The sequence below is a fragment of the Microbacterium sp. SZ1 genome (genome assembly GCF_002362255.1).
Lineage (GTDB): Bacteria > Actinomycetota > Actinomycetes > Actinomycetales > Microbacteriaceae > Microbacterium.
On the sequence record NZ_LPVV01000003.1, the window covers coordinates 200,653 to 221,798 of the forward strand.

Annotated in this window: 20 protein-coding genes; 12 read left to right on the forward strand and 8 right to left on the reverse strand. The window is 68.8% G+C overall.

Features of this window, described 5'->3' with window-relative positions:
- Positions 1-110 precede the first annotated feature (110 nt).
- Positions 111-722, forward strand: coding sequence for a flavodoxin family protein (locus AUC47_RS03215; protein ID WP_096713791.1), 612 nt, complete (start codon positions 111-113; stop codon positions 720-722).
- A gap of 3 nt (positions 723-725) precedes the next feature.
- On the opposite strand, the gene AUC47_RS03220 is transcribed toward AUC47_RS03215, so the two are convergent.
- Positions 726-1,052 carry a DUF7882 family protein gene (locus AUC47_RS03220; RefSeq protein ID WP_096713792.1) on the reverse strand — a complete coding sequence of 109 codons (327 nt, stop codon included), beginning with the start codon at positions 1,050-1,052 and terminating at the stop codon, positions 726-728.
- A 207-nt stretch (positions 1,053-1,259) separates the two neighbouring features.
- On the opposite strand from AUC47_RS03220, the gene AUC47_RS03225 reads away from it, so the two are divergent.
- Genes AUC47_RS03225 through AUC47_RS03235 form a run of 3 tightly spaced genes read left to right on the forward strand, consistent with a single transcriptional unit; the run spans position 1,260 to position 4,582 of the window.
- On the forward strand, positions 1,260-1,601 hold the full coding sequence (locus AUC47_RS03225; RefSeq protein ID WP_096713793.1) for a DUF7882 family protein: 342 nt from the start codon (positions 1,260-1,262) through the stop codon (positions 1,599-1,601).
- A gap of 18 nt (positions 1,602-1,619) precedes the next feature.
- Positions 1,620-3,299 carry a glucose-6-phosphate isomerase gene (pgi, locus tag AUC47_RS03230; RefSeq protein ID WP_096713794.1) on the forward strand — a complete coding sequence of 560 codons (1,680 nt, stop codon included), beginning with the start codon at positions 1,620-1,622 and terminating at the stop codon, positions 3,297-3,299.
- 14 nt (positions 3,300-3,313) lie between these two features.
- The gene (locus AUC47_RS03235; protein ID WP_096713795.1) at positions 3,314-4,582 is read left to right on the forward strand and encodes an NAD(P)/FAD-dependent oxidoreductase; all 1,269 of its coding nucleotides are present in this window, start codon (positions 3,314-3,316) and stop codon (positions 4,580-4,582) included.
- 56 nt (positions 4,583-4,638) lie between these two features.
- On the opposite strand, the gene nrdF is transcribed toward AUC47_RS03235, so the two are convergent.
- The 4 genes from nrdF to nrdH are packed head-to-tail and all read right to left on the reverse strand — an operon-like array spanning position 4,639 to position 8,495.
- The gene (gene nrdF, locus AUC47_RS03240; RefSeq protein ID WP_096713796.1) at positions 4,639-5,619 is read right to left on the reverse strand and encodes a class 1b ribonucleoside-diphosphate reductase subunit beta; all 981 of its coding nucleotides are present in this window, start codon (positions 5,617-5,619) and stop codon (positions 4,639-4,641) included.
- A 33-nt stretch (positions 5,620-5,652) separates the two neighbouring features.
- Positions 5,653-7,797 carry a class 1b ribonucleoside-diphosphate reductase subunit alpha gene (gene nrdE / locus AUC47_RS03245; protein ID WP_096713797.1) on the reverse strand — a complete coding sequence of 715 codons (2,145 nt, stop codon included), beginning with the start codon at positions 7,795-7,797 and terminating at the stop codon, positions 5,653-5,655.
- Positions 7,794-8,255, reverse strand: a complete 462-nt coding sequence (gene nrdI / locus AUC47_RS03250) for a class Ib ribonucleoside-diphosphate reductase assembly flavoprotein NrdI (RefSeq protein WP_096713798.1) — start codon at positions 8,253-8,255, stop codon at positions 7,794-7,796. Before nrdI ends, nrdE begins: the two co-directional genes overlap by 4 nt.
- A gap of 6 nt (positions 8,256-8,261) precedes the next feature.
- On the reverse strand, positions 8,262-8,495 hold the full coding sequence (nrdH, locus tag AUC47_RS03255; protein WP_067118559.1) for a glutaredoxin-like protein NrdH: 234 nt from the start codon (positions 8,493-8,495) through the stop codon (positions 8,262-8,264).
- Positions 8,496-8,885: 390 nt separating this feature from the next.
- Between nrdH and AUC47_RS03260 the strand changes: the two genes are divergently transcribed.
- From AUC47_RS03260 to AUC47_RS03285, 6 genes are all read left to right on the forward strand, one after another.
- Positions 8,886-10,094 (forward strand): MFS transporter, encoded by a 1,209-nt coding sequence (locus tag AUC47_RS03260; RefSeq protein ID WP_179297492.1) that lies wholly within the window; start codon positions 8,886-8,888, stop codon positions 10,092-10,094.
- Positions 10,091-11,020, forward strand: coding sequence for a sugar kinase (locus AUC47_RS03265; RefSeq protein ID WP_096713800.1), 930 nt, complete (start codon positions 10,091-10,093; stop codon positions 11,018-11,020). Before AUC47_RS03260 ends, AUC47_RS03265 begins: the two co-directional genes overlap by 4 nt.
- A 55-nt stretch (positions 11,021-11,075) precedes the next feature.
- Positions 11,076-11,834, forward strand: a complete 759-nt coding sequence (locus AUC47_RS03270) for an alpha/beta fold hydrolase (RefSeq protein ID WP_096713801.1) — start codon at positions 11,076-11,078, stop codon at positions 11,832-11,834.
- Positions 11,831-12,991 carry an acyl-CoA dehydrogenase family protein gene (locus AUC47_RS03275; RefSeq protein WP_096713802.1) on the forward strand — a complete coding sequence of 387 codons (1,161 nt, stop codon included), beginning with the start codon at positions 11,831-11,833 and terminating at the stop codon, positions 12,989-12,991. The genes AUC47_RS03270 and AUC47_RS03275 overlap by 4 nt, the downstream gene beginning before the upstream one ends.
- A gap of 86 nt (positions 12,992-13,077) precedes the next feature.
- Positions 13,078-13,545, forward strand: coding sequence for an Lrp/AsnC family transcriptional regulator (locus AUC47_RS03280; protein ID WP_096713803.1), 468 nt, complete (start codon positions 13,078-13,080; stop codon positions 13,543-13,545).
- Positions 13,542-14,936, forward strand: coding sequence for an aspartate aminotransferase family protein (locus tag AUC47_RS03285; protein ID WP_096713804.1), 1,395 nt, complete (start codon positions 13,542-13,544; stop codon positions 14,934-14,936). Before AUC47_RS03280 ends, AUC47_RS03285 begins: the two co-directional genes overlap by 4 nt.
- Before the next feature lie 10 nt (positions 14,937-14,946).
- Here the strand turns inward: AUC47_RS03285 and AUC47_RS03290 are convergent, their stop codons facing one another.
- On the reverse strand, positions 14,947-16,431 hold the full coding sequence (locus AUC47_RS03290; protein ID WP_256999427.1) for a PucR family transcriptional regulator: 1,485 nt from the start codon (positions 16,429-16,431) through the stop codon (positions 14,947-14,949).
- A 154-nt stretch (positions 16,432-16,585) separates the two neighbouring features.
- Here AUC47_RS03290 and AUC47_RS03295 point away from each other — a divergent pair, with 154 nt between their 5' ends.
- Positions 16,586-18,070, forward strand: coding sequence for a CoA-acylating methylmalonate-semialdehyde dehydrogenase (locus AUC47_RS03295; protein WP_096713805.1), 1,485 nt, complete (start codon positions 16,586-16,588; stop codon positions 18,068-18,070).
- Between the two features lie 20 nt (positions 18,071-18,090).
- On the forward strand, positions 18,091-19,479 hold the full coding sequence (locus AUC47_RS03300; RefSeq protein ID WP_096713806.1) for an aspartate aminotransferase family protein: 1,389 nt from the start codon (positions 18,091-18,093) through the stop codon (positions 19,477-19,479).
- A 103-nt stretch (positions 19,480-19,582) separates the two neighbouring features.
- Here the strand turns inward: AUC47_RS03300 and AUC47_RS03305 are convergent, their stop codons facing one another.
- A complete protein-coding gene (locus AUC47_RS03305) occupies positions 19,583-20,311 on the reverse strand; it encodes a FadR/GntR family transcriptional regulator (RefSeq protein ID WP_096713807.1) in 729 nt (242 codons plus the stop codon).
- Positions 20,312-20,344: 33 nt separating this feature from the next.
- A complete protein-coding gene (locus AUC47_RS03310; protein WP_096713808.1) occupies positions 20,345-21,124 on the reverse strand; it encodes a 3-oxoacyl-ACP reductase in 780 nt (259 codons plus the stop codon).
- Positions 21,125-21,146 lie beyond the last annotated feature (22 nt).

Consider the following 21,146-nt stretch of genomic DNA (forward strand, 5'->3'; position numbering starts at 1 on the left):
CCGACAGCGCACTCCGCCCGCCGCATCCCGATCCGGACCGTTCCTAGCGCACGTCCGGCGGCTCCGAAACCCCCTTGGCCGCCGGCCGGACGGGTGGTTTCGTTCCGGTCATGAGCGCACATCCCACGGCCATCGCCATCTCCTGCACACTCAAGCCCTCCCCCTCCGAGTCGAGTTCCGACCTCCTGGCCTCGCAGATCCTCGCCGCTCTCTCCGAGCTCGGCGTCGACGGGCAGCTCATTCGGGCAGTGGACTACACGCTGAGCCCGGGCGTCGAAGCCGACATGGGCGGCGACGACGAATGGCCCGAGCTCCGCCGCAAGGTGCTCGACGCCGACATCCTGGTCTTCGTGACGCCGACCTGGATGGGTCAGCACTCGAGCGTCGCCCAGCGGGTGCTCGAGCGGCTGGACGCCGAGCTGAGCGAGACGGATGACGAGGGCCGGCCGATCCTGTTCGACAAGGTCGCGATCGCCGGCATCGTCGGAAACGAGGACGGCGCACACCACATCGCGGCGATCCTCTTCCAGGGGCTCAACGACGTCGGCTACACGATCGCCGCGCAGGGGTCGGTGTACTGGAACGGCGAGGCGATGCACGGAGTGGATTACAAGGACCTCTCCGAGACCCCCGAGGAGGTCGCGTCGGCTATGGCGACCGCCGCACGCAATGCCGCGCACCTCGCGTCGGTGCTGAAGGCGCACAGGTTCCCGGCCGAGTAGGCGTCAGGCAGGGGCGGTCTCCGCGGCTTCAACGCGCCCCCAATCGTCGATCACGAGCTCGCCGGAGGCATTGAGCGCGCGCATGACCTCTTCGACGCGGCGCTTCTCGATGTGCTGCGGCTCGGATGCGGTGAAGAGGAACTGCAGCGGGATGGCGGGATGGATCCACACCGTCACCCGGCCGGGGTCGCCGCCTTCGGCGGGCCGCCACGTCATCATGAAGCTCTCCTGGCGGCGCAGCTTCGTTCCGACGATGACCTTGAGGACCGCGAGGGTCTCATCGTCGATGCGGAGCGGCTCGGAGGTGCCGTCGTAGCGCAGTCTTCCCATGAGTGAACCGTACCCCGGAGGGGCACTGGTCGGGTGCATCGACGTCTTCCGTATATCGGCGTCGAGAGACGTTGCGGCGCATCGCTCCGGAGAAGCAGATGAAGTACGTCCGCCATGATCCTCGCCTCCGGCGCCGAAGTACACCCCCTGTGCGACGGGGCGGCATCATGCGAGCGTCGGAGGTCCGACATCGAGGAGGTACCACCGATGGGACGCTTCACGTACGACGGCGGACCGAAGGTCGAGATCGAGGATCGCGCGCTCACGCACCTCCAACTCGTGATGACGGCGAAGTTGCGCCGCGGAGAGGCCTTCCCGTTCAGCTGGCGCGAGGACGTGAGCCTGGGCGGCGGGCGCACCACGGTCTGGGTGCATCCGGCGAGCTCGCTCGTCTTCAAGTTCTTCGGCAGCCGCTCTCCCGACCTCAACCGGCACTGGATGCAGGACCTCGCCGTGACGGCATCTCAGCCGGCCGGCCTGTACCTCACGCCCGAGCCCCTCCGCGGGGATCCGACATGGGGCAACGAGGAGCACCCGTTGCTGGTCTGACCGCAGTAGCGTTGAGCCATGAGTGCTCCCGTCGATCCGACAGTCACGCCCGCCTGGTCCGAGCTCCGCGCGCTGCGCGAGACCTTCTCCCCCGATCTCCGCGGCTGGTTCGCGGAGGACCCGACGCGCGCCGACCGTCTCTCGTTCCCGCTCGCCGACCTGCACGTCGACCTGTCGAAGAACCTCGTCACCGACGACGTGCTGGCGGCTCTGCTGCGGCTCGCCGAGGAGACCGGCGTCGCCGACCGGTACGCCGCGATGCTCTCCGGAGAGCACCTGAACACCTCCGAGGACCGTGCTGTGCTGCACACCGCTCTCCGGCGGCCCGTCGGCATCGAGCCGACGCTCCTCGTCGACGGGCAGGATGTCGACGCCGACGTGCAGTCGGTGCTGGAGTCGCTCTCCGCCTTCGCAGCACGTGTGCGCGCAGGTGAGTGGGTCGGTGTCACGGGCAAGAAGGTCACCCACGTCGTCAACATCGGCATCGGCGGGTCCGACCTCGGCCCCGTCATGGTCTACGAGGCTCTGAAGCCCTACGCCGACGCCGGCATCGAGGCGCGATTCGTCTCGAACATCGACCCGACGGACCTTGCGCAGAAGACCGCCGACCTCGATCCGGAGACGACCCTGTTCATCGTGGCGTCGAAGACGTTCACGACGCTCGAGACCCTCACCAACGCGCGGCTGGCCCGTGAGTGGCTGTGGGCAGGGCTCGCGGCATCCGGTGCCATCGGTGACTCCGACGACGCGCGCACGGACGCCGTGGCGCATCACTTCGTGGCCGTGTCGACGGCCCTCGACAAGGTCGCCGACTTCGGCATCGATCCGGTCAACGCGTTCGGATTCTGGGACTGGGTGGGCGGCCGCTACTCGGTCGACTCCGCGATCGGCCTCTCGCTGGCCGTCGTGCTGGGTCCGGACGTGTTCCGCGACCTGCTCGCCGGTTTCCACGCCGTCGACGAGCACGTGCGCACCACTCCGCTCGAGCGCAATGTGCCCGTGCTGATGGGGCTCCTCAACGTCTGGTACAACAACTTCCACGGCGCGCAGTCGCACGCCGTGCTCCCCTATGCGCAGCAGCTGAACCGCTTCCCCGCTTACCTGCAGCAGCTCACGATGGAGTCGAACGGCAAGTCGGTGCGCTGGGACGGCTCGCCCGTCACGACCGACACCGGCGAGGTCTTCTGGGGCGAGCCCGGCACGAACGGGCAGCACGCGTTCTACCAGCTCATCCACCAGGGCACCCGCCTGATCCCGGCCGACTTCATCGCGTTCGTGAACCCCGCCTACCCGCTCAGCGACGGTGCGCAGGACGTGCACGAGCTGTTCCTCGCGAACTTCCTGGCACAGACCAAGGCTCTCGCGTTCGGCAAGACGGCCGCCGAGGTCGAGGCGGAGGGCACGACGGGCGCGCTCGTCGCGGCGCGGACCTTCCCTGGCAACCGCCCCACGACGTCGATCTTCGCGCCGGCGCTGACCCCGCAGGTACTGGGCCAGCTGATCGCGCTCTACGAGCACATCACGTTCACGCAGGGCACCATCTGGGGCATCAACTCCTTCGACCAGTGGGGCGTCGAGCTCGGCAAGCAGCTCGCGATGCAGATCGCTCCAGCCATCGGCGGCGACGAGGATGCCGTGGCCGCCCAGGACCCGTCGACGAAGGCGCTCCTGGATTACTACCGGACGCACCGGGGCTGACGAGGGCTCCCGCCATGCATGACGTGGTTGTGATCGGGGCGGGACTCGCGGGGCTGCGCTGCGCGGGACTGCTCGCCGCGCAAGGGCTCGACGTCGTCGTCATCGAGGCGGGCGATGCCGTCGGCGGACGCGAGCGCACCGACATCGTCGACGGCTTCCGGCTCGACCGCGGATTCCACGTGCTCAATCCGGCGTACCCGACGCTCCGTCGCAGCGTGGACCTCGACGCGCTGGCGATGGGCCGCTTCCCCGTCGGTGTGCGCGTGCGCACGGAAGACGGGACCGCCGAACTGCGGCACCCGGTGCGGCATCCGCTCTCCATCCCGGCCACGCTCGGCAGCGGCCTCGTCAGTGCTGCGGATGTCGTCGCGCTCGCGCGCTGGGCGGCACCAGCGCTGGCGCTTCCGCTGTCGCGTCTCGCCGAAGACGACGTCTCCCTGAGCGAGGGATGGGATGCCGCTGGGCTGCGCGGCCCGCTGCGCACCGCCGTGCTCGAGCCGTTCCTCGCCGGAGTGCTGGCGGAGGATCGTGGCGCGACGTCGAACGCGTTCGTCCGACTGCTCGTGAGCTACTTCGCGTTCGGGCGGCCCGGTCTCCCCGCCCAGGGCATCGCCGCGGTTCCCGAGCAGCTCGCCGCGCGCGCACGTGCCGTCGGTGCCGATATCCGACTCCACACCCGCGCCGAGCGGGCGACGTCATCCGGCGACGGCGTCGAGGTGGGCGTCGCGGGCGGCGACACCGTCCGCGGGGCACGCGTCGTCGTCGCTGTCGGGCCGGATGCCGTGCCAGGTCTCACCGACCTGCCCCGGCCTGCGACGAACGGTCTCCAGACGTGGTGGTTCGCCACCGAAGAGCCGCCGACCCGCTCAGCGCTGCTCATGGTCGACGGCCGTCGACGGGGCCCCGTCGTGAACACCGTCGTGATGACGAACACGGTGCCGTCGTACGCACCCGCCGGGCGGCATCTCGTCGCCGCGACGTGTCTCCTGCCCGGCGACGGTGAAGCGGCTGAGGAGAGCGAGGTTCGCCGTCATCTCGGAGAGATCTGGGGCGCTGACGTGACGGCCTGGGAACTGCTGCGGCGCGACGACATCCCCGACGCACTCCCCGCCCAGCCCGCGCCGCTGCGCCCGGCACGCGCTCCGCGTCACGGCGAACGCCTCTACATGGCGGGCGACCACCGCGACACGGCATCCATCCAGGGTGCCCTCGCATCCGGCGAGCGCGCCGCGCGAGCGGTGCTCCACGACGCGGGGAGCTCGCCGCGCGTCAGCGGGCGGTGACCACGAAGGGCCGGATGCTGCAGCATCCGGCCCTTCGTCTCAGTGGACTACCTCGGTCAGAAGTCCCAGTCCTCGTCTTCCGTGGCCTCGGCCTTGCCGATGACGTACGACGAGCCCGAACCCGAGAAGAAGTCATGGTTCTCGTCGGCGTTCGGCGAGAGCGCCGACAGGATCGCCGGGTTCACGTTCGTGACGGTCGAGGGGAACATGGCCTCGTAGCCGAGGTTCATGAGCGCCTTGTTGGCGTTGTAGTGCAGGAACTTCTTGACGTCCTCGGTCAGGCCGACGCCGTCGTAGAGGTCCTGCGTGTACTGCACCTCGTTGTCGTACAGCTCGTAGAGCAGCGAGAACGTGTAGTCCTTGAGCTCATCGCGACGCTGCTGCGTGGCCGTCTCCAGACCGCGCTGGAACTTGTAGCCGATGTAGTAGCCGTGCACCGCCTCGTCACGGATGATGAGGCGGATCAGGTCGGCCGTGTTCGTCAGCTTCGCCTTCGACGACCAGTAGATCGGCAGATAGAAGCCGGAATAGAACAGGAACGACTCGAGCAGGGTCGAGGCGACCTTGCGCTTGAGCGGGTCGTCGCCCTGGTAGTAGTCCATGATGATCTGAGCCTTCTTCTGAAGGTTCGGGTTCTCGGTGGACCACCGGAACGCCTCATCGATCTCCTTGGTCGACGCGAGGGTCGAGAAGATCGAGGAGTAGCTCTTCGCGTGCACCGACTCCATGAACGCGATGTTCGTGTAGACGGCCTCCTCGTGCGGCGTGATCGCGTCGGGGATCAGCGAGACCGCTCCGACGGTGCCCTGGATGGTGTCGAGCAGGGTCAGACCCGTGAAGACGCGCATCGTGAGCAGCTGCTCGTCGGGGGTCAGCGTGTTCCACGACTGGACGTCGTTCGACAGCGGCACCTTCTCGGGCAGCCAGAAGTTGTTCACCAGACGGTTCCAGACCTCGAGGTCCTTGTCGTCCTGGATGCGGTTCCAGTTGATCGCCTGCACGCTGTCGACCAGCTTGAGCGGGGAGTGGGGAGTCATGTTCGTTCCTAGTTCCGGGTCACTGTCGACGGGTCAGAGCATGCAGGAGACGCACTCGGTCATGTCGGTGCCCTCGAGCGCCAGCTGACGCAGACGGATGTAGTAGATCGTCTTGATGCCCTTGCGCCATGCGTAGATCTGCGCCTTGTTGATGTCGCGCGTGGTGGCGGTGTCCTTGAAGAACAGCGTCAGCGACAGGCCCTGATCGACGTGCTGCGTGGCGGCGGCGTACGTGTCAATGACCTTCTCATAGCCGATCTCGTACGCGTCCTGGTAGTACTCCAGGTTGTCGTTCGTCATGAACGCTGCCGGGTAGTACACGCGACCCAGCTTGCCTTCCTTGCGGATCTCGATCTTCGACGCGATCGGGTGGATCGACGACGTCGAGTTGTTGATGTACGAGATCGAGCCGGTCGGCGGCACCGCCTGCAGGTTCTGGTTGTAGATGCCGTGCTTCTGGATGCTCTCCTTCAGCTCGACCCAGTCCTGCTGCGTGGGGATGTGCTTGCCCGCGAAGAGCTCCTTGACCTTCTCGGTCGCCGGCACCCAGGCCTGGTCGATGTACTTGTCGAAGAACTCCCCCGACGCGTACTTCGAGTCCTCGAAGCCGTCGAACGTCTGCTGACGCTCGATCGCCAGGTTGTTCGAGGCACGCAGCGCGTGGTACAGCACGGTGTAGAAGTAGATGTTCGTGAAGTCGACACCCTCCTCCGAGCCGTAGTAGACGTGCTCGCGGGCGAGGTAGCCGTGCAGGTTCATCTGGCCGAGACCGATCGCGTGCGAGCGGTCGTTGCCGTCCTCGATCGAGCGCACCGAGCGGATGTGACTCTGGTCGCTCACAGCGGTGAGCGCACGGATCGCGGTCTCGACGGTCTGGCCGAGGTCGTCGGCATCCATCGACAGCGCGATGTTCATCGAGCCGAGGTTGCAGGAGATGTCCTTGCCGATCTGGTCGTACGACAGGTCGTCGTTGTACGTGGTCGGCGTGTTCACCTGCAGGATCTCGCTGCAGAGGTTCGACATGTTGATGCGACCCTTGATCGGGTTCGCCTTGTTCACCGTGTCCTCGAACATGACGTACGGGTAACCCGACTCGAACTGGATCTCGGCGACGGTCTGGAAGAACTCGCGCGCGTTGATCTTCGTCTTCTTGATGCGCGGGTCGTCGACCATCTCGCGGTACTTCTCGGTGACCGAGATGTCGCCGAACGGGACGCCGTAGACCTTCTCGACGTCGTACGGCGAGAAGAGGTACATGTCCTCGCCGTTCTTCGCGAGCTCGAACGTGATGTCGGGCACCACGACACCGAGCGACAGCGTCTTGATGCGGATCTTCTCGTCGGCGTTCTCGCGCTTCGTGTCGAGGAAGCGCATGATGTCGGGGTGGTGGGCGTTGAGGTACACCGCACCGGCGCCCTGACGCGCACCGAGCTGGTTGGCGTAGCTGAAGCTGTCTTCCAGCAGCTTCATCACGGGGATGATGCCGGAGGACTGGTTCTCGATCTGCTTGATCGGCGCGCCCGACTCGCGGATGTTCGAGAGCAGGAGCGCCACACCGCCGCCGCGCTTCGACAGCTGCAGGGCGGAGTTGATGCCGCGGGCGATCGACTCCATGTTGTCCTCGATACGAAGCAGGAAGCAGCTGACGAGCTCGCCGCGCTGCGCCTTGCCCGCGTTGAGGAAAGTCGGGGTGGCCGGCTGGAAGCGCCCGGAGATGATCTCCTCGACGAGGTTCACGGCGAGCTTCTCGTCGCCGTCCGCCAGGCCGAGGGCCGTCATGACGACGCGGTCCTCGAACCGCTCGAGGTAGCGCTTGCCGTCGAACGTCTTGAGCGTGTAGCTCGTGTAGTACTTGAACGCACCGAGGAAGGTCTCGAAGCGGAACTTCTTCGAGTAGGCGAGGTCGTTGAGCTTCTGGATGAAGTCGAACGAGTACTTGTCGATGACGGAGCCCTCGTAGTACTCCTTCTCGACCAGGTAGTCGAGCCGCTCCTTGAGGGAGTGGAAGAACACCGTGTTCTGGTTGACGTGCTGGAGGAAGTACTCCCGCGCCGCCCGCTTGTCGGCGTCGAACTGGATCTTCCCGTTCGCGTCGTAGAGATTCAGCATCGCGTTGAGGGCGTGGTAGTCCAGGCCCTCGTACGCGGGGTTCACCTTGAACGCCGCGGTCTCCGTCACTGCGCCGTGTCCTGCATGCTCTTCCACTGCGATACCCACCGTCGTTCCAATCCGTCGCTCACGCGATCAACATCGTCCTGTGTGCCGAAGATCTCTAGCCGGTACAAGTGAGGCACGTGGCACTTGCGGCTGATGATGTCGCCGGCGAGGCAGAAGGCGTCGCCGAAGTTGGTGTTTCCTGCGGAGATGACTCCGCGGATGTGGCGTCGGTTGCGTTCGTCGTTGAGGAACCGGATCACCTGCTTGGGAACGGCTCCCCGCTCGACGCCTCTTCCCTCACCCCCGCCGTAGGTGGGAGTGACCAGCACGAAGGGCTCGTCGATGACGAGGTCCTCCTCCTGCCGGTGAAGAGGTATGCGCCGGGCGGGGAGACCCAGCTTCTCAATGAAGCGTGCGGTGTTCCCCGACACGCTGGAGAAGTAGACCAGGAGCGGCGCAGCGGTCGCGACGGCGCTCATGGTGCGTCAGGCCAGGCGCGAGGCGAGCTCGTCGATCTTGTCGGGACGGAAGCCCGACCAGTGGTCCTCGTCGGTGACGACGACGGGAGCCTGCATGTAGCCGAGCGACTTGACCTGCTCGAGGGCTGCCGGGTCTTCCGACAGGTCGTGGATCTCGTACTCGATACCCTTCGCGTCGAGCGCGCGGTAGGTCGCGTTGCACTGGACGCAGGACGGCTTGGTGTAGACCGTGATCGACATCTTCTTCGGCTTCCCCTCAAATCTCTGGCCTGTGGTGATCAGGCGTTTGTCCGGTAGACCCTCACCGGGAACTCAATACTACATATAGGGACGGACATTCAGAGCGACCACAAGGGGTAGTAGTTACATCCGTGTAGTTTTCCACCGCTCTCCACTGATACAACACAGGTTCTCCACCGTTTCTTCCACAGGCGGAGGGCCGCCTGCGGACGACGCGAACCGCGAGAAATCGCGGCTGGGAGGACCCTGGGAGTCATCCATCCACAGGCGGGACGATACGGCCGGCCACCGACATCCGATTTTCTGTGGAAAGCGGGGTTCGGCGTGTCGCGGCGTGTCGTGGTCTTCACCCCCGCACGAGGGTCACCCCGGTGCCGGTAGCGTTGTCGGGTGGCGGGATATCAGGACCTTCTTCGCACGCCCGGAGTGGCGCGCATGATCGCGGCGCAGCTGACCGCGCGCTTCCCCAGCGGCATGACCTCGCTGGCGATCCTCCTGCACGTCGAGCAGCAGACCGGTTCGTACGGATCGGCGGGTCTCGTGCTCGCCGCGACGAGCGTCGGCCAGGCGGTCGCCGGCCCCATCACGAGCCGCTGGATGGGCGCCTGGGGCATGCGTCGCGTCCTCACCCTCACGAGCGCGGTGTGCGTGATCGCGGTGCTCGGACTCGCGCTGCTCCCCCTCTCCGTCCCCGGTTACATGGCGTTCGGAATGGTCGCCGGTCTCGCGACCCCGCCCATCCAGGCCGCCGTCCGCACCATCTACCCGAAGCTCGTGAACTCGTCGCAGCTCACGCCGCTGTTCTCCCTCGACGCCTCGCTGCAGGAGATCATCTGGATCCTGGCGCCCGTGGTCATCACCCTGGTCTCCACCCAGGTCGGCACCATGGAGGGTCTGCTGCTCGTCGCGGCCATCCTCGTCGTCGGCGCCGCCTGGTTCATCCTCTCCCCCGAGGTCGGCCGGGTGCGCATCCCCCGCAGCCGCAACGCCCTCGGGAAGGTCGCGCTCAAGCCCCCGGTGCTCCTCGCCACGGTCGTCGGGTTCCTGCTGATCGGCGCGTGCGCCGCCGTCGAGGTCGGCGTCGTCGCCACGTTCGAGCACGGCAGCCTCGCGGCGGGGCTCGTCCTGGCGGTGTTCTCGGTCGGCAGTCTCGCGGGCGGGCTCGCCTTCGGGCACATTCCGATCGGCCCCTGGGCGATGGCCCGCCGCCTGCTGATCGTGACCGTCGGCCTCGCCCTCACGATGATCTCCCTCGACGTGTTCTGGCTGGGCGGCACCCTCGTCGTCGCCGGCATCGGGATCGCCCCCGCCCTCGCCGTGCTCTTCGCGATCACGTCGGCGAGCGTCAAGTTCAGCGAGACCGCCGAGGCGTTCGGGTGGACCGGCACCGGCCAGCTCATCGGCGCCGCCGCTGGGTCCGCCGCGGCGGGCTTCCTCGTCGACGCGACCGACCCGCGCGGCGCCTACCTTGCGGCGACGATCTTCGCCGCGGTCGGGCTCATCGTCTCCGTCGTCTTCGTCCGCTCCTTCCCCGATCTGCGTCACCGAGACGCGAGCCCTCATCCCGACACCGAACCCCTGGCGGTCACACCCTCATGAGCACAGCACTCCCCTCCTCGCACCGGAACGACACGACCTCTCCTGTCGAGGTGGTCTGCGTCGGCGAATCCATGGGCCTCGTCACCGCTGTCGGCGCACCCCTGGTCGAGACCGAGACCGCGGCGTTCGGCATCGCCGGCGCGGAGGGCAACGTCGCCGTCGGTCTCGTCGCCGCCGGCCACCGGGCGGCCTGGGCGTCTCGTCTCGGCGCCGACCCGTTCGGCGAGCGCATCTCCGCCGAACTCTCCGGCCGGGGCGTCGACCTGTGGGTCGCGACCGACCAGACGACGCCGACCGGCGTGATGTTCAAGGACCCCGGTGTCGAGTCGTCCGCGGTCTACTACTACCGGCGCGGATCAGCCGCCTCGCTCATGGACCGCGGGTTCCTCGACGCCGACTCTCTCGCCGGGGTGCGCATCGTGCACACCACGGGCATCACGCCGGCACTCTCCGCCACGTGCCGCGACATGGTCGATCAGCTGTACGTCGACGCCCGCGCGGCCGGGGCCCTGCTCTCGTTCGACGTCAACGATCGACGCGCCCTGTGGAGCAAGGAGGACGCCGCGCACACGCTCGCCCGTCTCGCCGACGCAGCCGACATCGCGTTCGTCGGCCGCGACGAGGCGGAGCGCATCTGGGGCACCGCGACGGCATCCGAGGTCCGCGCGCATCTGCCGCACTGCGGACTGCTCGTGGTGAAGGACGGCGACGTCGGCGCGACCGCGTTCTCGGGCGATGACGAGCCGGTGTTCGTCCCCGCGCCGCGCGTCGAGGTCGTCGAGCCGGTCGGCGCGGGCGATGCGTTCGCCTCCGGGTTCCTCGCGGCCACGCTCGAGGGAGCAGACCTCGCGAAGCGCCTGTCGGCCGGACACACGGCAGCCGCTCGCGTGCTCACGACGCACGGAGACCTTCCGCCGCTCGACTGATCGCCGGCGCGAGCGCACGGGATCCGCTGTCGGACGGCGGTCGTAGGCTGAGAACATGGCCTCGCCGCTCACCCTCCCCCGTCTCTGCTGGGGCGATCCGTCGTCCCCCCGCCGCGTGCTGCTCGTGCACGGACTCGGTTCGTCGGGAGCGCTGATGTGGCGTCTCGGCGACGCCCTGGGCGCCGCCGGATGGCACGCGACGGCGGTCGACCTGCGCGGACACGGGGATGCGCCCCGCGCCCTCGACTACTCCGTGCAGGCGTACGGCGCGGATCTCGTCTCGACGCTGCCCGCGGGCGGCGGGCGATGGGATGCCGTGGTCGGCCACTCGCTCGGCGGAGCCGCGAGCACGGTCGCCGCGGCATCCTCGCCCGAATGGACGGCGCGACTCGTGCTGCTCGATCCGGCCATCCTCGTCGGCGGCCGCGACGCGGCGATCGTGCGGAAGAGCCAGGAACGCGCCTTCGCCGACAACCGGATCGAGCTCGTCCGGCAGGAGCACCCGCACTGGCATCCGCAGGACTGGGAGCTCAAGGTCGACGCCGTGCATCGCACCAGCGCCTGGGCCGTGGAGCAGACCAGCGCGCAGAACACCCCGTGGGATGTCACGGCCGACGCCGCGCGCCTGGCCGTGCCGACCCATGTGATCGGCTCCGACCCCGCCGTGTACAGCATCTTCACCGGCGAGGTCGCGCGGTCGGTGCTCGCCGCGAACCCCCTCATCTCGATGTCGGTCGTGGAGGGCGCGGGGCATTCGCTCCACCGCGACAGGCCAGAGGAATCGATCCGTCAGATGAAGGAGGCACTCGCGTGAGCGCATTCGACCCGTCGGTGTTCCTGCCCGACGACCTGCTCGACCGCATCCGGGAGCGCGCGCCGCTGCACGATCGCGACAACACCTTCCCCCAGCAGGACCTGGACGAACTGCGCGAGGCAGGATATCTCTCGATCCTGGTCCCCGCCGAGCGGGGCGGCGCCGGCCTCGGGCTGGCCGAGGCCGCCGTCCTGCAGCAGCGCCTGGCAACCGCGGCGCCGGCGACGGCGCTGGCGATCAACATGCACCTGGTCTGGACCGGGGTCGCGAAGGTGTTCAGCGACCGCGGCGTTCCCGGCCTCGAGTTCGTGCAGGACGGCGCGGTCGCCGGCGAGATCTTCGCCTTCGGCATCAGCGAGGGCGGCAACGACCTCGTGCTCTTCGGCAGCGACACGGATGCCGTGCCGACACGAGACGGCGGATACGCGTTCACCGGCACCAAGATCTTCACCTCCCTCGCGCCGGTGTGGACGCGGCTCGGCCTGCACGGCCTCGACACCACGAGCGAGGATGCGCCGAAGCTCGTCTTCGCATTCGTCGAGCGCAGCGACGCGGTGGTCACGAGCGACGACTGGGACACCCTCGGCATGCGCGGGACGCAGAGCAGGACGACACGCCTGAACGGGGCGGTCGCCGATGCCGCGCACGTGGTGCGCCGCATCGACGCGGGGCCGAGCCCCGACCCCATCGTGTTCGGCATCTTCTCGGTCTTCGAGATCCTGCTGGCCTCCGTCTACACCGGGATCGCCCGCCGTGCGCTGGACCTGGCCGTGCAGACCGCTCGGACGCGGCGGTCCAAGCGCACCGGCTCGACCTACAGCCAGGATCCCGACATCCGCTGGCGGGTCGCCGATATGGGCCTCGCCTATGACGCCCTGCCGCCGCAGATCGCGGCACTCGCCCGCGACGTCGACGAGCGCGCCGATCACGGCGCTCGCTGGTTCACGCTCCTGTCGGGGCTCAAGCACCGCGCGATCACGACGGCGAAGCACGTCGTCGATCAGGCGATGCTCGTCGCCGGCGGTGGTTCGTACTTCTCCGCCAACGAGCTCTCGCGCCTGTACCGAGACGTACTCGCCGGCGCCTTCCACCCCTCCGACCCCGAGTCCGCGCACTCGACCGCCGCGACGGCGTGGCTCGGCCCCGTGGAGTCCTGACCCCAGACGGAGCGAATTCGCATTCCTCACAGGTCGAATCTGCGGAATCGGTTGCCGAGAGTCGATCTCGGTGCGAGGATCGCATCATGCCGTCCTCGAAGAAGCATCCCACCCTCGACGATGTGTCCAAGACGATCATCGAGCTGCTGCAGGAGGACGGGCGCCGCTCGTACTCCGACATAGGTCGCGCCGTCGGGCTGAGCGAGGCCGCCGTGCGTCAGCGCGTGCAGCGGCTCACAGAGGCCGGCGTCATGCAGATCGTCGCCGTGACGGACCCGATGCAGTTGGGCTTCCGCCGTCAGGCGATGATCGGCATCCGCGTCTCCGGCGACACTCGCGTCGTCGCCGAGGAGATCGCGGCGATCCAGGCCATCGACTACGTCGTCATCACAGTCGGCGCCTTCGACATCCTCGCCGAGGTCGTGTGCGAGGACGACGAGGACCTCCTCGCGCTGATCAACGACAGCATCCGTCCGATCGACGGCGTCCTGTCGACCGAGACCTTCATCTACGCCAAGCTGCAGAAGCAGCTCTACAACTGGGGGACCAGATGAGCACCACCCGCACGACTCCGTCCGAGCCCGAACTCCAGGCGATGGCGAAGGACCACCTCTGGATGCACTTCACCCGGCAGTCCACGATGGAGAAGTCGGGGGTGCCGATCATCGTCAAGGGCGAGGGGCACCGCATCTGGGATGCGAAGGGCAAGGAGTACATCGACGGGCTCGCCGGGCTCTTCGTGGTGAACGCCGGCCACGGTCGGCGCCGTCTCGCCGAGGCCGCGGCAGCCCAGGCATCCGAGCTCGCGTTCTTCCCGCTGTGGTCGTACGCGCACCCGGCAGCGATCGAGCTCGCCGACCGACTCGCCGACGAGGCACCAGGCGACCTCAATCGCGTCTTCTTCTCGACCGGCGGCGGGGAGGCCGTCGAGACGGCCTTCAAGCTCGCCAAGCACTACTGGAAGCTGCAGGGCAAGCCGGCCAAGCACAAGGTCATCTCGCGGGCGGTCGCGTACCACGGCACCCCCCAGGGCGCCCTCGCGATCACCGGCATCCCCGCCATGAAGGCGATGTTCGAGCCGGTGACCCCCGGCGGCTTCCGCGTGCCGAACACGAACTTCTACCGGGCGGCCGAGATGGGCGGCCCGAGCGACGACCTCGAGGCGTTCGGCCTCTGGGCCGCGAACCGCATCGAGGAGATGATCCTGTTCGAGGGTCCCGAGACCGTAGCGGCAGTCTTCCTCGAGCCGGTGCAGAACTCCGGCGGGTGCTTCCCGCCTCCTCCCGGATACTTCGCCCGCGTGCGCGAGATCTGCGACAAATACGACGTGCTGCTCGTCTCCGACGAGGTCATCTGCGCGTTCGGGCGCCTCGGACACACCTTCGCCTGCTCCGGCCTCGGCTACGTGCCCGACATGATCACGTGCGCCAAGGGCATGACGAGCGGCTACTCCCCCATCGGCGCGACGATCGTGAGCGACCGGATCTACGAGCCCTTCTCGCACGGGGACCTCTCGTTCCCGCACGGCTACACGTTCGGCGGGCACCCCGTGTCGGCCGCGGTCGCGCTCGAGAATCTCGCGATCTTCGACGAAGAGGGACTGAACGCGCACGTCCGCGAGAACTCGCCTCTGTTCCGCGCCGAGCTCGAGACGCTCCTGGATCTGCCGCTCGTCGGCGACGTACGAGGCGACGGATACTTCTTCGGCATCGAGCTCGTGAAGGACAAGGCGACGAAGGAGACGTTCGACGACGACGAGTCCGAGCGGCTGCTCCGCGGCTTCCTGTCCGGAGCGCTCTTCGAGGCCGGCCTCTACTGCCGCGCCGACGACCGCGGCGACCCCGTGATCCAGCTCGCGCCGCCGCTCACGATCGGACCGGCGGAGTTCCGCGAGATCGGACAGATCCTGCGCGGCGTGCTGACGGAGGCCCAGGGAGTGCTCTAGTGGGCGCGGCTCAGGCCCGCGGTGCAGTGCGCCGACGCGCGAGCAGCGCGAGGTGCAGGGCGGCGAGGGTCTCGCCGTCGTCGAGGTCGGCGTCGAGCAGATCGCCGATGAGCGTGAGTCGCTGATAGAACACCGACCGCGACAGGTGGCTCGCGGCCGCCGCCGCCGAACGATTCCCCGGGTGCGCGAGCAGCGCCGCGAGCACGTCGAGCAGGTCGCCGCGGCGCTCCTCGTCGTACCGGATCAGCGGCGACAGCATCCGCTCGCTGTGCTCGTGCAGGCGTCGATCGTCGCGAAGGGTCGCGACGAGCCGTTCGAGCGGTCGGTCACCGACCCGCCGCACTCGAGCACCGGCGCCCGCCCCCTCACTGTCGGCGAGATCGCGGGCCGCGCGGAGGGACGAGAGCAGGCCGGGTACGTCCTCGGCCATCGGCCCCACGAACACCGGCCGGCCTGGGCCGGCGATGTGCAGCAGGGTCACGTCGTCGAGCTCCAGGGATGCCGGTGCTGAGAGCAGCGCGACGTCGTGGTCGCCCGCGCGCGCCGCGACGACCGCGAGTCCCGACTGCCTCGCACGGTAGGCGAGCGCCGTGATCGAGTCCGCACCTCCGACGACGATGCCGTGGCATCGACGCCCCCGCAGTTCGAATCCCCCTGCCTCGAGCCGTGCGGCGATGTCGTCGGCATCCGCGAACCGGGCTCCGAGCAGATCGTCGATCACGCTGCGCTGGGCGAGCAGCGACCATTCGACGTCACCGCCGTCGGCGAGGCACCCGAACGCGAGCGCCGTCGCACCCTGCTCCAGAACCGTGAGGCGACCGGCCGCCGGCTCGGCACCGGGGAGCGCGAGCAGCGTGCCCCATCGGGTACCCCGCGCCTGCACCGGCACGCGGTCGGCTTCTTCCCGTCCCCGGAGGGCCTCCGCCACCCCGCGCCCCAGGTATTCCCCCGCGATCAGCTCGCCCGCGAGGTTCTCGAGCATGACCGGGGCGCCGATCGCCCGCGCGGTCTCGGCGACGACCACGTCGGCCGGAGCGCCCTGCAGGCTCAACACGGTGAAGAGCTCGTGCAGATGACGCCTCTCCTCCAGCGCGGCCGTCTGCGCGGCGATGAGCGCGTGGTGCACGGCCTCGGTGACTGCGACGAACTTCACCTCTCGGGTGAGAGCCACGAGCGCGAGACCCTCCCTCGCGCACACGTCGACGACCGCCCCGGGGACCTCGGGGTGCCGGTCGCCGAGCTCGAGGACGATCCCGGCGAGCCCCACCTCGTGCAGACGCACGGCGAATTCGCGCAGCATCCGATCGTCGTCGGGCCAGGCGGCTCCCGTCGTGAGCAGCAGTTCGCCCCCGTCGAGCAGTCGCGCGACGCCGGTGCTGTCAGAGACGTGCACCCAGCGCACCGCAGCCTCCAGCGCCGCGCCGCCGACGATGATCTCTGGCGCCCCGCGCTGCAGCGCAGGGCTGCTCAGCACATCCGCCACGGTGAGAAACACCGCGCCCCTCGGACGCTTTGTCCGATTATCGGAGAAGTCATGACGTTCTGACACGGGTATCGACCGCCGATCTCTGTGAACATAGACGAGAACCAGCGTATCGCGAGCCGGTCAAAGTGTCCGAGTCGCCAGCGCGTGAGCATCGAGGAGCAGCGTGGACATCGTCCGTCACGTCATCAACGGAGCAGAGACCGCGGAAGCGGCGCGATCGGGCGAGGTCTTCGATCCCGCCACGGGGCAGGTGACCAAGCACGTCGCGTTCGCCTCGACGGCCGAGGTCGAGCAGGCGATCGCCGCAGCAGCCGCCGCCCTCCCGGCCTGGCGCGAGACGAGCCTCATCAAGCGCGCCGACGTGTTCTTCCGCCTGCGCCAGCTGCTCAAGGAGCGCACCCCCGAGCTCGCCGCGATCGTCACGTCGGAGCACGGCAAGGTGCTGTCGGATGCCGCGGGCGAGGTGTCGCGCGGAATCGAGAACGTCGAGTTCGCCGCCGGCCTCGTGCACCTCCTCAAGGGCGAACGCAGCGAGCAGGTCGCCCGCGGCGTCGACGTGCACTCGGTCAAGCAGCCGGTCGGCGTGGTCGCCGCCATCACCCCCTTCAACTTCCCCGTCATGGTGCCGCTGTGGATGGTCGCCTCGGCCATCGCCTGCGGCAACACCGTCGTCCTCAAGCCGAGCGAGAAGGACCCATCCGCCGCGGTCTGGCTCGCCAAGCTGTTCCAGGAGGCCGGCCTCCCCGACGGCGTGCTGAACGTCGTGCACGGCGACAAGGAGGCCGTCGACGCCCTGCTCGACTCGCCCCGCGTGAACGCGGTCAGCTTCGTCGGCTCCACGCCCATCGCCCGCTCGATCTACCAGCGCGCCTCGGCGAACGGCAAACGAGTGCAGGCCCTCGGCGGCGCGAAGAACCACATGGTCGTGATGCCGGATGCCGACATCGACGCCGCCGCCGATGCCGCCGTCTCCGCGGCCTACGGTTCGGCCGGCGAGCGCTGCATGGCCGTGTCGGTGCTCGTCGCCGTCGGCGACGTCGCAGACGACCTCGTGGCCGCGATCGCCTCACGCATCGAGGGCCTCACGATCGGTGCGGGCACCGACGAGGCCAGCGAGATGGGTCCGCTGATCACCCGCGAGCACCGCGACCGTGTCGCCTCGTACGTGACCGGCGCCGCCGCCGAGGGCGCCACGGTCGTCGTCGACGGCACCGAGAAGCGGTTCGATTCCGACGGGTTCTTCATCGGGGTGAGCCTGCTCGACCACGTCGCTCCCGGAATGAAGGCGTACGACGACGAGATCTTCGGCCCTGTGCTCGGCGTGGTCCGCGTGGAGACCTACGCCGAGGCCGTCGAGCTCGTCAACGCGAACGCGTACGGCAACGGCACCGCGATCTTCACCCGCGACGGCGGCACCGCCCGCCAGTACGAGTTCGACATCGAGGTCGGCATGGTCGGCGTCAACGTGCCGATCCCGGTACCGATCGGCGCCTACTCGTTCGGCGGCTGGAAGGACTCGCTGTTCGGCGACTCGCACATCTACGGCCCCGAGTCGGTGCACTTCTACACCCGGTCGAAGGTCGTCACGACCCGCTGGCCCGACCACACCCCGTCGCAGATCGACCTCGGGTTCCCGAGCAACCACTGAGCGGCCCCGGAGAGAAGATCATGACTGCTTTCACCGACCGACACGGCGCATCCCACGAGCTGCCGGCCCCCGACGCCGAGGCGCAGGTGCGCGCCGACGACCGCGGGCACGTGTTCCACTCCTGGAGCGCACAGGGCCTCATCGATCCGCTCCCCGTCGCCGCGGGTGAGGGGTCGACCTTCTGGGACTACGCCGGAAACGCCTACCTCGACTTCTCCAGCCAGCTGGTGAACCTGAACCTCGGGCACCAGCATCCGGATCTCGTGTCAGCGATCCAGCAGCAGGCCGGGCGCCTCGCGACGATCCAGCCCGCGATGGCGAACGACGTGCGCGGCGAACTCGCGCGCCTCATCGTCGAGGTCGCGCCCGAGGGCTTCCAGAAGGTGTTCTTCACCAACGGCGGCGCCGAGGCGAACGAGTACGCGGTGCGGATGGCGCGCCAGACGACCGGGCGCCGCAAGGTGCTGTCGATGTACCGCAGCTACCACGGCTCCACCTCGACCGCGATCTCGCTCACGGGCGACCCGCGGCGCTGGGCGAACGACACCGTCGACTCGGGCTCCGTCCGGTTCTTCGGTCCGTACCTGTACCGCTCCCCCTTCCACTCCGAGACCCTCGAGCAGGAGTCGGAGCGCGCCCTCGCCCACCTCGAGCAGACGATCCAGCTCGAAGGCCCCGGCACCGTCGCGGCGATCATCATCGAGACCGTCGTCGGCACGAACGGCGTGCTCGTGCCGCCGCCCGGCTACCTGCGAGGCGTGCGCGAGCTGTGCGACCGCTACGGCATCGTGTACATCGCCGACGAGGTCATGGTCGGGTTCGGGCGCCTCGGCGAGTGGTTCGGCGTCGACGCGTTCGACGCGCGGCCCGACCTCATCACCTTCGCGAAGGGCGTCAACTCCGGCTACGTGCCGCTCGGCGGCGTCGTGATCTCCGAGCGCATCGCGAAGGCATTCGAGACGACGCCGTTCGCCGGCGGACTCACCTACTCGGGGCACCCGCTCGCATGCGCCGCCGGGGTGGCGACGTTCGAGGTGTTCCGCCGCGACGGCATCCTGGAGCGCGTGCGCGACCTCGGCGAGCGCATCGTCGAGCCCACGCTGCGCTCGTGGGTCGAATCCCACCCGAGCGTCGGCGAGGTGCGCGGTCGCGGGCTGTTCTGGGCCGTCGAGCTCGTGCGCGACAAGGAGACGCACGAGCCGCTCGTGCCGTTCAACGCATCGGGTGCGGATGCCGCGCCGATGACCGCCTTCGCGGCCGCGGCGAAGAAGGCCGGCGTCTGGCCGTTCACGCACTTCAACCGCATGCACGTCGCACCGCCGCTGGTGATCTCGGAGGACGACCTCGTCCGCGGCCTCGCGGTGCTCGACGACGCCCTCACGGTCGCCGACGAGCACGCGGCGAATTAGACGAGCGTCGGTCGCACCACCTGTTCAGTTGGCACCTCGTGTCGCAATTCGCCCGGAATTGCGACGAGAGGTGCCAACCGAACGGGGCCGAGCGCGCCGCGGGCTAGACGAGGAATCCGCGGAGCAGGGCTTCGGACCCGGCGAGGTGGTCGTTCATGGCCGCCTCGGCGGCATCCGGTCTGCCGGCGAGGATCGCAGAGACGATGCGCTCGTGCTGCTCGCCCGAGTGCTGGATGTTTCGCGGCAGCAGCGGAAAGGTGTCGAGCCAGACGTTCACCGATGCCCGGTTCTCGGCGACCAGTGCGACGAGCGAGGGGATGCCGGCGGCCTCCGCGATCGCGAGGTGCAGCAGGGTGTCCAGGCGGCGGTACTCGTCGGGCCCCGCCGGTAGCGCAGCCTCGTGCCGTGCCCAGAGGTCGGCGCGCACGGCGGCGTCGAGGGAGCGCCCCGCGGCGGCCCGCGCGGCGCCGGTCTCGAGCACCCGCCGGAGGCCCAAGACGTCGTCGATGTCGGCGGGCGTCACAGCCTCGGCATCCGAGGGGTGCGGCAGCGGGTCGGCGACGAAGGTGCCGCCGTACCGGCCCCGCTTCGGCACGAGGTAGCCGGTGTCGGCGAGCTCCCTGATGGCGTCGCGCACGGTGTCACGGCTGACGCCGAAGGATGCCGCGAGCTCGCGCTCGGGAGGAAGCGACTCCCCCGGCGCGACCACACCGAGCCGGATGGTCTGCACGAGCCGCGACACCGCGTCCTCGAGGGCGTTGCCCCGCCGCAGCGGGCGGTACACCGCTCGCCTGACCTCGACGAGATCGCCGTCGGGGACGTGGTCGCTCATGGTCTCACCCTGTCACAGCGCGATGGGCCGGTCTCACAGCGGGGTGACGTAGGCGTTCGTGATGCCGCCGTCGACGACGAAGGCGCTGGCCGTGATGAACGACGAGTCGTCGGAGGCGAGGAAGGCGACCGCGGCCGCCAGCTCCTCCGGCTCCGCGAAGCGTCCCATCGGCACATGCACCAGGCGGCGCTGCGCGCGCTCGGGGTCCTTCGCGAAGAGCTCCTGCAGCAGCGGAGTGTTCACAGGGCCGGGGCACAGTGCATTGACCCGCACACCCTGCCTGGCGAACTGCACGCCGAGCTCGCGCGACATGGCGAGCACGCCGCCCTTCGACGCCGTGTAGCTGATCTGCGAGGTCGCCGACCCCAGCAGGGCGACGAACGACGCGGTGTTGATGATCGATCCCCGACCCGCCGGCACCATGTGGCGCAGCGCCGCGCGGCTGCACAGGTAGACGCTCTTGAGGTTCACGTCCTGCACCCGGTCCCATGCCGGGAGCTCGGTGGTCTCGATCGAGTCGTCGTCCGCGGGCGAGATGCCCGCGTTGTTGAACGCGATGTCGATGCGGCCGAACTCCTCGGCGACGCCGTCGAACAGGGTGTTCACCTTCGCCTCGTCGGCGACGTCGACGGGTCGGAAGGCTCCGCCCACCTCGGCCGCGGCCTTCTCGCCGGTGGCGGGGTCGACGTCGGCGATGACGACGAACGCGCCCTCGGCGGCGAAGCGGCGTGCGGTGGCGAAGCCGATGCCGCTCGCGCCTCCGGTGATGATGGCGACGCGGTCCTTGAGACGCTGGGTCAGATCGATGGTCATTGCTCTCTCCGTTGCTGGGGTG

Excerpts from the sequence above, each read along its gene's own strand:
- AUC47_RS03215 (WP_096713791.1), top strand. The coding sequence starts at position 111 with ATGAGCGCACATCCCACGGCCATCGCCATCTCCTGCACACTCAAGCCC.
- AUC47_RS03220 (WP_096713792.1), bottom strand. The coding sequence starts at position 1,052 with ATGGGAAGACTGCGCTACGACGGCACCTCCGAGCCGCTCCGCATCGAC.
- AUC47_RS03225 (WP_096713793.1), top strand. The coding sequence starts at position 1,260 with ATGGGACGCTTCACGTACGACGGCGGACCGAAGGTCGAGATCGAGGAT.
- pgi (WP_096713794.1), top strand. The coding sequence starts at position 1,620 with ATGAGTGCTCCCGTCGATCCGACAGTCACGCCCGCCTGGTCCGAGCTC.
- AUC47_RS03235 (WP_096713795.1), top strand. The coding sequence starts at position 3,314 with ATGCATGACGTGGTTGTGATCGGGGCGGGACTCGCGGGGCTGCGCTGC.
- nrdF (WP_096713796.1), bottom strand. The coding sequence starts at position 5,619 with ATGACTCCCCACTCCCCGCTCAAGCTGGTCGACAGCGTGCAGGCGATC.
- nrdI (WP_096713798.1), bottom strand. The coding sequence starts at position 8,255 with ATGAGCGCCGTCGCGACCGCTGCGCCGCTCCTGGTCTACTTCTCCAGC.
- nrdH (WP_067118559.1), bottom strand. The coding sequence starts at position 8,495 with ATGTCGATCACGGTCTACACCAAGCCGTCCTGCGTCCAGTGCAACGCG.
- AUC47_RS03265 (WP_096713800.1), top strand. The coding sequence starts at position 10,091 with ATGAGCACAGCACTCCCCTCCTCGCACCGGAACGACACGACCTCTCCT.
- AUC47_RS03270 (WP_096713801.1), top strand. The coding sequence starts at position 11,076 with ATGGCCTCGCCGCTCACCCTCCCCCGTCTCTGCTGGGGCGATCCGTCG.
- AUC47_RS03280 (WP_096713803.1), top strand. The coding sequence starts at position 13,078 with ATGCCGTCCTCGAAGAAGCATCCCACCCTCGACGATGTGTCCAAGACG.
- AUC47_RS03285 (WP_096713804.1), top strand. The coding sequence starts at position 13,542 with ATGAGCACCACCCGCACGACTCCGTCCGAGCCCGAACTCCAGGCGATG.
- AUC47_RS03300 (WP_096713806.1), top strand. The coding sequence starts at position 18,091 with ATGACTGCTTTCACCGACCGACACGGCGCATCCCACGAGCTGCCGGCC.
- AUC47_RS03305 (WP_096713807.1), bottom strand. The coding sequence starts at position 20,311 with ATGAGCGACCACGTCCCCGACGGCGATCTCGTCGAGGTCAGGCGAGCG.
- AUC47_RS03310 (WP_096713808.1), bottom strand. The coding sequence starts at position 21,124 with ATGACCATCGATCTGACCCAGCGTCTCAAGGACCGCGTCGCCATCATC.